The 12,561-nt window shown below is 64.8% G+C and carries 12 protein-coding genes; 7 read left to right on the top strand and 5 right to left on the bottom strand.

Annotation, left to right across the window (positions count from 1 at the left end):
* Nucleotides 1-139 precede the first annotated feature (139 nt).
* A complete protein-coding gene (locus NY08_RS13025) occupies nucleotides 140-2,320 on the top strand; it encodes a glutamine synthetase III family protein (protein ID WP_032395984.1) in 2,181 nt (726 codons plus the stop codon).
* Nucleotides 2,321-2,518: 198 nt separating this feature from the next.
* On the top strand, nucleotides 2,519-3,592 hold the full coding sequence (locus NY08_RS13020) for an alkene reductase (protein WP_045196766.1): 1,074 nt from the start codon (nucleotides 2,519-2,521) through the stop codon (nucleotides 3,590-3,592).
* Between the two features lie 102 nt (nucleotides 3,593-3,694).
* Here NY08_RS13020 and NY08_RS13015 read toward each other — a convergent pair whose 3' ends face one another.
* Genes NY08_RS13015 through NY08_RS13005 form a run of 3 tightly spaced genes read right to left on the bottom strand, consistent with a single transcriptional unit; the run spans nucleotide 3,695 to nucleotide 6,733 of the window.
* A complete protein-coding gene (locus NY08_RS13015; RefSeq protein ID WP_032395982.1) occupies nucleotides 3,695-5,200 on the bottom strand; it encodes a tripartite tricarboxylate transporter permease in 1,506 nt (501 codons plus the stop codon).
* A 16-nt stretch (nucleotides 5,201-5,216) separates the two neighbouring features.
* On the bottom strand, nucleotides 5,217-5,747 hold the full coding sequence (locus tag NY08_RS13010; protein ID WP_045196764.1) for a tripartite tricarboxylate transporter TctB family protein: 531 nt from the start codon (nucleotides 5,745-5,747) through the stop codon (nucleotides 5,217-5,219).
* The gene (locus NY08_RS13005) at nucleotides 5,744-6,733 is read right to left on the bottom strand and encodes a Bug family tripartite tricarboxylate transporter substrate binding protein (protein WP_032395980.1); all 990 of its coding nucleotides are present in this window, start codon (nucleotides 6,731-6,733) and stop codon (nucleotides 5,744-5,746) included. The genes NY08_RS13010 and NY08_RS13005 overlap by 4 nt, the downstream gene beginning before the upstream one ends.
* An 89-nt stretch (nucleotides 6,734-6,822) precedes the next feature.
* On the opposite strand from NY08_RS13005, the gene NY08_RS13000 reads away from it, so the two are divergent.
* From NY08_RS13000 to NY08_RS12990, 3 genes are all read left to right on the top strand, one after another.
* Nucleotides 6,823-7,254: a universal stress protein gene (locus NY08_RS13000; RefSeq protein ID WP_235386894.1), complete on the top strand. Its 432-nt coding sequence runs from the start codon at nucleotides 6,823-6,825 to the stop codon at nucleotides 7,252-7,254.
* Between the two features lie 131 nt (nucleotides 7,255-7,385).
* Complete coding sequence (locus NY08_RS12995) at nucleotides 7,386-8,789, top strand: hemolysin family protein (protein ID WP_045196762.1); 1,404 nt, start codon at nucleotides 7,386-7,388, stop codon at nucleotides 8,787-8,789.
* The gene (locus tag NY08_RS12990) at nucleotides 8,786-9,805 is read left to right on the top strand and encodes a hemolysin family protein (protein WP_032395977.1); all 1,020 of its coding nucleotides are present in this window, start codon (nucleotides 8,786-8,788) and stop codon (nucleotides 9,803-9,805) included. The genes NY08_RS12995 and NY08_RS12990 overlap by 4 nt, the downstream gene beginning before the upstream one ends.
* 320 nt (nucleotides 9,806-10,125) lie before the next feature.
* Here NY08_RS12990 and NY08_RS12985 read toward each other — a convergent pair whose 3' ends face one another.
* Complete coding sequence (locus NY08_RS12985; RefSeq protein WP_032395976.1) at nucleotides 10,126-10,605, bottom strand: DUF6764 family protein; 480 nt, start codon at nucleotides 10,603-10,605, stop codon at nucleotides 10,126-10,128.
* Nucleotides 10,606-10,812: 207 nt separating this feature from the next.
* Between NY08_RS12985 and NY08_RS12980 the strand changes: the two genes are divergently transcribed.
* Complete coding sequence (locus NY08_RS12980) at nucleotides 10,813-11,163, top strand: VOC family protein (protein ID WP_045196759.1); 351 nt, start codon at nucleotides 10,813-10,815, stop codon at nucleotides 11,161-11,163.
* Between the two features lie 10 nt (nucleotides 11,164-11,173).
* On the opposite strand, the gene NY08_RS12975 is transcribed toward NY08_RS12980, so the two are convergent.
* Nucleotides 11,174-11,548 (bottom strand): winged helix-turn-helix transcriptional regulator, encoded by a 375-nt coding sequence (locus NY08_RS12975; RefSeq protein ID WP_032395975.1) that lies wholly within the window; start codon nucleotides 11,546-11,548, stop codon nucleotides 11,174-11,176.
* Nucleotides 11,549-11,661: 113 nt separating this feature from the next.
* On the opposite strand from NY08_RS12975, the gene NY08_RS12970 reads away from it, so the two are divergent.
* Nucleotides 11,662-12,516 (top strand): SDR family oxidoreductase, encoded by an 855-nt coding sequence (locus NY08_RS12970; RefSeq protein ID WP_045196757.1) that lies wholly within the window; start codon nucleotides 11,662-11,664, stop codon nucleotides 12,514-12,516.
* The last annotated feature ends 45 nt before the right edge of the window (nucleotides 12,517-12,561 follow it).

The raw sequence follows: 12,561 nt of genomic DNA, 5'->3' as shown, positions 1-12,561 counted from the left end.
GGGAAAGAAACTCCGATCGCCGTTTTTGCCTCGCAGTGGACACAGCGACGAAACACGACCGCCACCAATCGTTCGTACAGTCGCCGGGTCGGACTCCGCACAATCCAGGTGCGGAGCAGCACCTTGTCAAGGGGTAGCCATGAGTGGAAATACCGTCCGCCTGCAGGCGATCAAAGACGTCGAGGCGTATGTACCGCCTGCGGTCAGCTTCGTCGGAGACGAGAAGCCGGGCGAGATCTTCGGTGAGAACGTCTTCAGCAAGGTCGTCATGCAGAAGCGTCTGCCCAAATCGGTCTTCAAATCGGTGATGGCAACGATCGACAAAGGCAAGAAGCTCGACCCCATGGTGGCCGACGCTGTCGCGTCGGCGATGAAGGACTGGGCACTCGAGAAAGGCGCGACGCACTACGCGCACGTCTTCTACCCGCTCACCGGGTTGACGGCCGAGAAGCACGACAGCTTCTTCGATCCGGTCGGTGACGGCAGCGCACTTGCGGAATTCGCGGGCAAGACCCTGATCCAGGGCGAGCCCGACGCATCGAGCTTCCCCAACGGCGGCCTGCGCAACACGTTCGAGGCGCGCGGATACACCGGCTGGGACGTCACCAGCCCGGCATACGTGCTCGAGAATCCGAACGGCAACACTCTCTGTATCCCGACGGTGTTCGTCTCGATGACCGGTGAAGCCCTCGACCACAAAACGCCGCTGCTGCGCAGCCAGCAGGCGATGGGCGGTCATGCCGAGCGCATCCTGAAGCTCTTCGGCCACGAGAACGTCGAGAACATCGTCTCGTTCTGCGGCCCCGAGCAGGAGTACTTCCTCGTCGACCGGCACTTCTTCCTCGCCCGGCCGGACCTGCTCAATGCAGGCCGCACCCTGTTCGGCTCGAAGCCGCCCAAGGGCCAGGAGTTCGACGATCACTACTTCGGTGCCATCCCCGAGCGGGTGCTCGGCTTCATGATGGACACCGAACGCGAGCTGTTCAAGCTCGGCATCCCGGCCAAGACCAGGCACAACGAGGTCGCACCCGGACAGTTCGAGATCGCCCCGATGTTCGAGCGCGGAAACATCGCGGCCGATCACCAGCAACTGCTGATGACGACGTTCAAGACCATCGCCAAGAAGCACGGCATGGAGTGCCTGTTCCACGAGAAGCCCTTCGAGGGCGTCAACGGCTCCGGCAAGCACGTCAACTTCTCGCTCGGAAACTCCGACCTCGGATCGCTGCTGGTTCCCGGCGACAACCCACACGACAACGCGCAGTTCTTGGTCTTCTGTGCCGCCGTCATCCGCGCGGTACACAAGTACGGCGGTCTGCTGCGCGCGTCGGTGGCGTCGGCGACCAACGACCACCGCCTCGGCGCGAACGAGGCTCCGCCCGCGATCATCTCGATCTTCCTCGGCGATCAGCTCGCCGACGTGTTCGATCAGATCGCCAAGGGCGCGGCCACCTCGTCGAAGGGCAAGGGCACCATGATGATCGGTGCCGACACCCTGCCCGTGCTGCCGACCGATCCCGGTGACCGCAACCGAACCAGCCCGTTCGCCTTCACCGGCAACAGGTTCGAGTTCCGTGCACCCGGTTCGATGCAGACCGTCAACGGCCCCATGGTCACGATCAACACGATCATGGCCGAGGCTCTCGACTACATGGCGACCAACCTCGAGACGGCCGTCGCCGACGGCACCGATTTCGACACCGCGGTGCAGAACCTGTTGACGGAGATCATCACCGAACACGGCGCCGTGGTGTTCAACGGCGACGGCTACTCCGACAACTGGCAGATCGAGGCCGAGGCACGCGGTCTACCGAACCTGCGTACGACGCTCGACGCGTTGCCGGAGCTGATCTCGGATTCGGCCATGGAGCTGTTCGAGAAGTACAAGGTCTTCAACCACCGTGAGATGCACTCGCGCTACGAGGTGGGACTCGAACAGTACGCGTTGACGGTGTTCGTCGAGGCTCGTCTGACCCTCGAGATGGGCCAGACCTCCATCCTGCCCGCAGCGGTGCGATATCAGACCGAGTTGGCGCAGAATGTCAGCGCGCTCAAGGGTGCCGGTGTCGACGATGTGGACATGACTGCGCTGCAAGCAGTGTCGGCTCCACTGTCGGAGCTGCGCGCAGCGTTGACGACGTTGAAGACCGCCCTCGAAGCCGATCCCGGCGGCGAGGCACTCGCCGAGGCGACACACGCGAAGGACGAACTGCTGCCGGCAATGGCCGCCGTTCGATCTGCCGCGGACACTCTCGAGGCAATGGTGGCCGACGATCTCTGGCCGCTGCCGACGTACCAGGAAATGTTGTACATCCTGTAGTGCGCTGCGGGCAGGAGTGGAGCCTGCGGAACGACCGGATAGCGCAGCGGTGTGGATAAATGCCCCGGAGGGCACTTATCCACACCACTGTTGTTTTCGGGGTGAGCAATATCTCGAGTCGGAATAGCTCGACGGATCTTTCGGGTTCGGAGTGAACAGTGGCAAAGACTGTGCACGCACTCGTGAGGAGAGAGATTCATGAAGTTGTTTTCCCCGTTGGCACTCGGTGAGCTGAAGCTCGACAACCGGTTGGTGATGGCCCCGTTGACACGCGTGCGTTCCGGCAAGGACGGTGTGCCGGGCCCGCTGGTGGTCGAGCACTACAAGCAGCGCGCATCGCTGGGGCTGATCGTCAGCGAAGGCACCTACCCGAGCCACGCCGGCCAGGGCTTCCCGGGTCAGCCGGGCCTGGTGACGGACGAGCAGATCGCCGGCTGGCGCAATGTCGCCGACGCGGTCCATGCCGACGGCGGACTGATCGTCGCGCAGGTGATGCACGCAGGTCGGGTGACGCACGAGGCGACGACGGGTGGCCACGAGGTCGTCGGACCCAGTGCCATCGCCATCGAGGGGGACACCCACACCTACGAGGGTAAGAAGCCGTACCCCACCCCGCGTGCGCTGCGCGAAGACGAATTGCCCTCCGTGATCGCAGATTTCGTGCAGGCGTCGAAGAATGCCATCGCCGCCGGAATGGACGGCGTCGAGATTCACGGTGCCAACGGCTACCTGTTGCACGAGTTCCTCTCGCCCGCCTCGAACCAGCGCGACGACGCCTACGGTGGCTCGCCGGAGAACCGGGCGCGCTTCGTGGCCGAGGTCGTCGAAGCAGTGGTCGCTGCTCTCGGAGCGGGCAAGGTCGGAATTCGCATCTCACCCGAGCACAACATCCAGGATGCGCTCGAGACGGACGCAGACGACGTGCGCGCCACCTACCGTGCGTTGGTCGAGCGGCTCGCGCCGCTGGGACTGGCGTACCTCAGTGTGCTGCACAAGGATCCGTCGGGCGATCTCGTCCAGGGTCTGCGACAGGCGTTCGGCGGACCGGTGCTCGTCAACAGTGGCTTCGGTGAGATCACCACCCGCGACGAGGCGCTTTCACTCCTCGACAACGGAATCGGCGACGCAGTTGTCGTCGGCCGTCCGGCGATCGCGAACCCCGACCTCGCCTACCGCTGGCGCGAGGATCTGCCGTTGAACGAGCCCGATCCGAGCACCTTCTACACCGATGGTGCCAAGGGCTACACGGATTACCCGGCCCTGCAGCACTGAGAGTGCCTGCGGCAGTGGTGCGGTCGAGTGCCCCGGAGGGCACGCAGGGGTGGAGCCTGCGGAACGACCCGAGAACAGAGCCGCACCACTGCGCGGAGCGCACTAGAAGTCGGCGGTCTTGCGGGCCCTGATCTTGCTGACGATCGAGAACACCACGGCGATGATCATCAGTGCGTAGAGCACGATGGTGATCGCGCTGCCGACCAGGATCGACGGGTCGCCCTCGCTGACGGCCAGTGCGCGTCGGAGTGACTCCTCGGCCAGCGGGCCGAGGATCACCGCGATCAACACCGGTGCCAACGGAATGTCGTATCGGCGCATCATGAATCCGACGATGCCGAGCCCGAGCATGAAGATCAGATCCACGATCGAGGCACTCGATGCGTACACGCCGAGGGCCGCGAACACCGAGATGCCGGCGTAGAGGTAGTTCTTCGGGATCTTGAGCAACTGCGCCCACAACGGTGCGAACGGCAGGTTGAGGATCAACAGCACGATCATCGCCACGAACAGGCTGGCCAGTAGGGCCCAGACGATGTCGCCGCTGCGCTCGAACAACAGCGGTCCGGGCTGCATGCCGTACTGCTGGAAGGCAGCCAACATGATGGCCGCCGTCGCCGACGTCGGAAGACCCAGGGCCAGAAGCGCTCCCATGGCCGTACCGGCCGTGGAGTTGCCGGCTGCCTCGGGTCCCGCGACACCGCGAATGGCACCCTTTCCGAACATCGGCTTCGTGCGCTTGCGATCGAGTCTGCGCTCGGTGCCGTACGCCAGGAAGCTCGGCACTTCGGCACCACCTGCGGGGATCACACCGAACGGCACACCGAATGCCGTGCCGCGCAACCACGCCGGCATCGCATCGCGGAACTCGGCCTTGCTCAGCCAGGGGCGTCCCTGCGACTTGATCAGGCTGCGATCCTCGGGTCGACCGATCTTGGACGCGATGTGGATGACCTCACCGAGCGCGAGCATCGCGACGGTGATGACGACGATGTGAATGCCGTCGAACAGGGCGGGTACCTCGAACGTGAATCGTGAAGCGCCCGAGGGGCCGTCGATGCCGATCACGGCCAGGGTGAGGCCGATCAGCAGTGCGGTCAGGCCTTTGAGGGCCGAGTCCGAGACCACGGCCGAGGTGGCGATGAACGCGAACACCGCGAGGGCCAGGTACTCGGCGGGGCCGAAGTTCGTCGCCAACGACGCGAGGGTGGGAGCGAAGAACACCACCAGGGTGGTGGCGACGATGCCGCCGATGAACGCTCCGATGGCGGAGGTGGCCAGAGCCTGTGGGGCGCGGCCGTTCTTGGCCATCCGGTGCCCCTCGAACGTCCCGGCGATCGCGGTGCTGTTGCCGGGTGTGTTCATCAGTATGCCGGAGATGGAATCGCCGAACAGGCCGCCGAAATACACGCCGGCGAACATGATCAGCGCTGCGGTGGGGTCGAGGGTGAAGGTGACGGGCAGCAGCAGGGCCACCGCCATGGCGGAGCCGAGACCGGGTAGGACGCCGACGGCGGTGCCGAGCAGCGCGCCGACGAACACCCAGACCAGGTTCATCGGGGTCAGCGCGGTGCCGAACCCGTCGATCAGATTGCTCAGTGAATCCATCGTAAGTTCAGCTCCGTCAGAAGATCTGGGCGAGAACGCCGCCGGGGAGGGTCAGGCCGAGGCCCGCGGAGAATGCGATCTGAACCGTGCTCGAGACCAGCAGAGCGACGGCCGCGTCGAATACGTAACGGCGACCGCCCAATCCGATCGAGACACCCCAGAACAGCAGCGCGCCGGCGAGAACCCACCCGAGCGGATCGAGCAGTGCGATGAACACCGCCACCGATCCGACGGTGATCGACAGGGTTCGCCAGTTGCTGACGGTGCCGGTGTGCGGCACGCCGTCGCCGTCCACCCCACGGTCGACGACGTCGGGATTGATCAACAGTTGAAGGGTGACCAGCAGGGCGACGACGAAGCAGCCTCCTGCAACGATGGCCGGAAAGACCTGCGGGCCAGGTGATGTGGCGGTAGGTGGAACCTGCATCGTGACGGTTCCGTAGACCAGGAAGGCTCCGAGTGCGACGAGCAGCGCCGGAACGATCAGTCCACTGCGGCCCGTCCAGAACGATCGGGATGTGTCCGTGTCGGTGGTCGTCGTTGTCATACCAGTCCCAACTCCTCGAGAATTCCGGTGATACGTGTCTGTTCGACGTCGAGGAACTCTCCGAATTCGTCTCCGGTCAGAACCGATTCCTTCCAGCGGTTGCGTTCGACGGCCGTGGCCCACTGTTCGGTCTCGACCATCTCGGAGACGATCTCGACCAGCGTCTGTCGGTCCTCGTCCGAGATGCCGGGTGGGGCAACGATTCCGCGCCAGTTGACGAGGTCGACGTTGTACCCCTGTTCGATGAACGTGTCCACGTCGAATCCCTCGAGGGGCTCGGGCGCGGCGACTGCGAGTGCGCGCACATTGCCCGCCTCGATCTGATCGCGGAAGTCGTTGAACCCACTCACTGCCACGCCGACGGTGTTCGACAGCAGTGACGTGAGTACTTCACCGCCGCCGGAGTAGGCGATGTAATTGATTGCGGCCGGGTCGATGTCGGCTTCCTGTGCCAACTGGCCCGCGACGATGTGGTCGATGCCGCCGAGCGAACCGCCGCCGATCGGAAGTCCTCCGGGGTTCGCCCGCCACGCCTCGATCATGTCTTCGAGATTCTGGATCGGTGAATCCCTCGGCACGACGAACACTTCGAAGTCCTCGGCCAGTTTCGCGATCGGGACGGTGTCGGCCAGAGTGGTCTCGGAGTTGTTGATCGCGATGCCGCCGAGCATGACGGTGCCGGTGATCATGACGGTGGTGGGTTGCCCGCTCAGGTTCTCGAGCTGGCTCAGACCGATGGTGCCGCCTGCACCGGGGACGTTGACGACCTGGGCGTTGTTGACGATGCCGTCGCTGCGCAGTGCCTGCTGCGATTCACGGGCGACGAGATCCCATCCGCCACCTGCGGCGGCGGGCGCGATCAGCGTCAGTTTCGCTCGTGCGTCCGAGCCGCTGGCGCTGCGAGCGGCATCGATACCTGCCACGGTCACCGCTCCCACCACCACCAATGCTCCGACCGTCCGTAGCAGTGTGGGCGATATCGCCATCAGAGACCTTTCGTGTGGTGTGTCACAGCGTCAGGTTAGATACAGTTTGTCTGATTAGTCCAGTTCACAACTCTCCGAGGTGATCCTCGGTGGATACGACCAACGAGCAACGAACAACGGGAGAGAACGTGTCGGTAGCGAGCGCAGTGGCAGTGGCGATGAGCAACACACCGGAGGGGCAGGAAGCGTTGCGTCGCGGTGCCGCCGAGGCCGAACTTCGTCAGGCTCCGTTGATCGTATTGTCCGTGGTGGACCGGGATTCGGTGTCCGCGGACGACCGCAACTCCGCGCAGGCCGAGGTCGAACGGACTCTGCCCGGTATCGCGACCACGGTTCGAGTGGAACCCGACGGCGGAGACCCGGCCGGCGCGCTGGTCGACCTCGTCGCGGACGTCGGTGCGGGAATGGTCGTCATCGGTTCCAAGCGTCGATCCGCGGTCGGCAAGTTCTTGATGGGCAGCACCGTGCAGCGAGTGCTGCTCGACTGCCCGGTGCCCGTTCTTGTCGTCAAGGCACCGTGACCACGACGTCGCACGGTAGTATCGGACAAAACTCTCACCACACGACCCTGAGGAATCATGGACAGCGATAAACCCGGGCCGGACACGGCTCCCCGCACTACGGCTACTACGTGCGAGGCGGTGTCCGGCGAATGAGCGTAGTGCTCACTCTCTTGCTCGGCCTGCTCGTCGTTTTTCTCATCACCGTCGCGACCGGCTACTTCGTAGCCCAGGAATTCGCGTACATGACCGTCGACCGCTCCCGGCTCAAGGCTCGCGCCGAGGCCGGTGACGCCGTCGCGGCTCGGACGTTGACGGTCACCAAACGCACCTCCTTCATGCTGTCCGGTGCGCAGTTGGGCATCACGGTCACCGGCCTGCTCGTCGGCTACGTGGCCGAACCGCTGATCGGGCAGTCGTTCGGCGCGATACTGGGCGGCGTCGGGGTTCCGACGGCCGTCGGTGTCGGACTCGGTGCCGTACTGGCGATCACGTTCGCGACATTCGTGCAGATGCTCTTCGGTGAACTGTTTCCGAAGAACTTCGCCATCGCGCGTCCCGAGCCGGTGGCCCGCTGGCTGTCGCTCTCGACCACCATCTACCTCAAACTCTTCGGCTGGTTGATCACCATCTTCGACCAGTCGTCGAACCTGCTGCTCAAAGCGCTCAAGATCGAGCCGGTGCACGACGTGGAGCATTCGGCCAGCCTGCGCGACCTCGAGCACATCGTCTCGGACTCACGCGAGACAGGCGATCTGCCCGACGAACTGTCGACACTGCTCGACCGTATCCTCGACTTCCCAACTCGCACAGTCGAACACGCGATGATCCCGCGTTCGCGCTCGGCCACGGTCCGAGACACCGACACCCTCGCCGAGGTCGCGGCTCTGATGGGCCAGGAGCATTCTCGATATCCGGTGCTCGACGAGGACGACGGCATCGTCGGCGTCGTCCATCTCGCGGACGTCCTGTCCGCGACGGTGCCGGGGTCCACCCCGATCTCCGAGCTCACGCGGGACGCGCTGATCCTCCCGGAGATCCAGAGCCTGCCCGACGCGATGCGCGAGTTGCGCTCGACGAAGAACCAATTGGCCTGTGTGATCGACGAATACGGCGGTCTGACCGGCGTCATCACGATCGAGGACCTGGCCGAGGAACTGGTCGGCGAGATCACCGACGAGCACGACGACGACCTGTCCGATCCGAGCCCGGTCAGTGCCGACGACGGCAGCTGGACCATGGCCGGTGAGGTACACGTCGACGAGGTCGAGCGAGCGATCGGCATCGATCTGCCCGAGGGCGATTACGAGACCATCGCCGGTTTCGCCATCGCGCACAACGGATCTCTCCCCGACGTCGGGGAACGGATCGAAGTGGACCTGCCACCGGACAACGCCGATCTGGCGAACGACGAGGAGAGTCCCGTTCGCTTCGTGATCCTCGAAATCGAAGAGATCGACAGCCACGTCCCGTCCCTGCTGACCCTGACGCTCGGCGAGCGTGACCCCGAGCACGACGACGAGTCGGCCGAGAAGAAGGAAAGTGTGCACCGATGAGCAACATCTGGGTCTTCCTGGCCGTCACGATCGGCCTCATCGCTGCCAGTGCCTTCTTCGTCGCCGTCGAGTTCGCGCTGTTGGCCGCCAAGCGGCACCGACTCGAGGACGCCGCTCCCAATTCACGCTCTGCGCGGGCAGCTCTGCGCAGCTCGTCCGAGCTGACCGTCCTTCTCGCCGGCTCCCAGCTGGGTATCACCGTCTGCACCCTCGGTCTCGGTGCGACGACCAAACCGGCCGTGCACTACTGGCTCACGCCGTTGTTCGAGAGCGGCGGCCTGCCGTACTGGTTCGCCGACGTTCTCGGCTTCGTGCTCGCGCTGATCGTCGTCACCTTCCTGCACCTGGTGGTCGGAGAGATGGCTCCGAAGTCCTGGGCCATCGCCCATCCGGAGAAGTCCGCGACGATGCTCGCAATCCCGATGCGCGGCTTCATGTTTCTCACCCGTCCGGTGCTGACGGCGCTGAACAACATGGCCAACTGGTGCCTGCGGCGGGTCGGCGTCGAGCCGGCCGACACCGTGGGCACGGGCCAGAACGCGGACGATCTGCGTCAGCTGGTGGAGCATTCGGTGAACGTCGGTGCTCTCGATGCCAGCTACCAGGCGCAGATCTCGAGTGCGCTCGAACTGCAGGAGCTGACGGTCGGTGACCTGGTGCGCGAGTTCGGCAAGCCCACGTCGGTACCGTCGACGGCGACCATCGACGACGTGCGTGAGGCCTCGCGTCGCTCGGGGCATCTGCGGATCCTGGTCAGCGACGCGGATGTGGTCAAGGGCGTGGTGCACGTCCGCGACACGTTGACCGCACCGCAGACCCTCGCCGAGATCACGCGTCCGGCGTACACGCTGGAGTCGACGACCCCGGTGTACGTTGCGCTGCAGTCGATGCGGGAGACCAGGCACCACCTGGCGCTGGTGGTCGACGGTTCTGCTGCCGCTGACGATCCGGCGCGCAGCGTCGGCGTCGTGACACTGTCCGATGTGCTGACGCGGCTGTTGCCCCAACCCGTCTGATTCGATCCCGCCTTCGAACGAGGCATCCCCGCCCGGCCTGCGTGGCCGAGCGGGGATGCTTTGTCGTATCGGGTCGTAGGTCTCAGACCGGGGCGACAACCAGCAGGTGTGCCCAGTACGACGCGACGTCGTGGCCGAGTTGGGGGAGCAGAATGTCGTAGAGCAGGTAGGACATCATTGCCGTCGAACTCCTTGTTCAGCGGGTCGTTGCCGACTCGCGTTCCGAGACTGTGGGTGACCGAGACTGTGGGTCATTCAGACTCTAGATCACGCGGCCGTCGGTGACATCCATATCGCGCACTCGCCCCCCGTGGCGCACGTCAGCCGATGCAGCCCTGCAGGGTGGTGAAGCTGCCCGCGATTCCGGCACCGTCGCACACCGCGCCGGTCGGGGTGAGGGTGACGGTGGATCCCGGTGCTGCCACCGCGATGGAGAGCCCGAGGCCGGCTGCCGTGTTCTGTGCCACGGCACCGGGGCCGAATGCGATCGCTGCAGGCGCACCACCGAAACTGCCGTTGCTGACTGCGGTTCCACCGTTCAGTCCGAGTGCAAGGGCTGCGGCGTTGTTCATTGCCTCGGCCGAACCCCACCCCTCGAGGCCGAGGCCGGCCGCTGCACTCGCGACGTCTGCGGAGCTGTCGCACTGCGATCCTCCGAGGATCGCAGCGATATCCGCCCCTCCCGGTGCGGTGGTGCATGCGACCGGCGCTGCTGATGCGGTGCCGGGTACCAGTGCCGCGAACGCGCAGGCGAATCCGAATGCTGCGGCTCCGCCGACAATCCTCTTGGTGTGGAACATGGTGAATGCCTCCCGAGATCGGTGCGTCGGCACCGGTGTGCCGAGCGTGACGGTCGCTGGGCCGTGTTACTGGGGACCCGACTCCCTGATACCGAGTCTCGACCCGCCCGGGCGCAGCGGGGGTTCGGCAATATCTCGAAAACGTCTCGTTAGAATAACGCTGAGGTAACAGTGTTGAGGAGTGTGGTCGGTCCCTAAGATTGCTTGATGATCGGACGTATCGATGAGGTCGTTTTCGACTGCTCGGATCCGGCGTTGCTCGCGCAATTCTGGGCCGGCGTGCTCGGTGGGAAACCCGCAGTACGCGACGACCGCTGGCATTACGTCGACGTTCCCGGCTTCACCCGGCTGGCGTTTCAGCGGGTCCCGGAGGGCAAGTCGGTCAAAAATCGACTCCATCTCGACGTCGACGTGCCGAGCATCGACGTTGCTGTCGAGCAGGCTATTGCGATGGGTGCGTCGGTGTTCGGCGACCGGCACTCCGACGCGGCGGGATCCTTTCAGGTGCTCCTCGACCCCGAGGGCAACGAGTGGTGCCTGGTGACGCCACCCGGGTGAGCTCGGTCGATCAGCGAGTGTCGTGTTCGGCGCGTGATTCGAGGACGGTGGGCATGTTGCCCTCGATGAGTTCGATGAGATCGCTCAATCGGGTACCGACTTCGCGTCCCAGCGGGGTGAGGCTGTACTCCACCTTGGGCGGAATGGTCCCCTGCACGGTGCGAATCACGAGGCCATCCCGTTCCAGGGTTTGCAGAGTTTGCGAGAGCATGCGTTCGCTGACGCCGTCGACGCGTCGGCGCAACGCATTGAACCGGTAATCACCCTCGGTGAGCGCCGCGAGCGCGAGCACGCCCCACCTGCTGGTGGCGTTCTGCAACGTCTGCCTCGACGCACAGTCCCGCGCGAAGACGGACGCTTCGAGTGATTCGGTGGCCTCGGACATACCTCCATGCTAGCGCATGCGAAAGGCATAGTGATGACCATGGGGGTTGCACTGCACGAAAAGTAAGTGCATAGTGGGAGAGTACTTGAAACCTCAACCTCAGGAGCTCGATCATGACCACAGCGGTAACCGGAGCAACGGGCAACCTCGGCGGCCTCGTCGTCGACGCACTCATCGAGCGTGGCGTTGCACCCGCCGAGATCGTGGCGGTGGTCCGAAACGCAGACAAGGCCTCGCCACTGGCCGAACGAGGCGTCGTGGTTCGGGTTGCCGACTACTCCGACTCGGCCGCGATGACGGCAGCTCTCGCAGGCGTCGACAAGCTGCTGCTCGTCTCGGGTTCGGAGGTAGGTCAGCGAATTGCACAGCACACCAACGTGATCGAGGCAGCCGAGACAGCCGGAGTCGGCCTCATCGCCTACACGAGCCTGCTGGCCGCCGATACATCCGGAGTGAGCCTCGCGCCCGAGCACAAGGCCACCGAGGAACGCCTCGCCGCGTCCAGCGTTCCCGCGGTGTTCCTGCGCAACGGCTGGTACTGGGAGAACTACCTCGGCTCGCTCGCACAGACCATCGAGGGCGGCGTGCTCCTCGGCGCGGCAGGAAACGGCAAGCTGGCCGCCGCGTCCCGCGTCGACTTCGCGCACGCGGCCGCCGCCGTGCTGACGCTCGACGATCAGGGCGGAAAGATCTACGAGCTCGGTGGCGACGAACGCCTCACCTACGCCGAACTCGCGGCCGTCATCGGCGAGATCTCCGGCAAGTCGATCGCCTACAAGGACGTTTCCGAGTCCGAGTACGCCGCGATCCTCCAGGGCGCAGGACTGCCCGACTTCGTGGCAACCATGTTGGCCAGCGCAGATGCGGGAATCGCGCGCGGCGAGCTCGACACCGACTCCGGCGACCTGCAGGCCCTGATCGGTCGAGCATCCACTCCGGCCGCAGAAGTACTCCGCGCCGCAGTGTGACGGGCATCGGGGGCGGTACTTGTAGCGTGGGCGCGGTGAATCACT

This window comes from Rhodococcus sp. B7740, from assembly GCF_000954115.1.
Lineage (GTDB): Bacteria > Actinomycetota > Actinomycetes > Mycobacteriales > Mycobacteriaceae > Rhodococcoides.
Note: the sequence above shows the minus strand (reverse complement) of the source record. Positions and strands in the feature narration are given on the sequence as shown.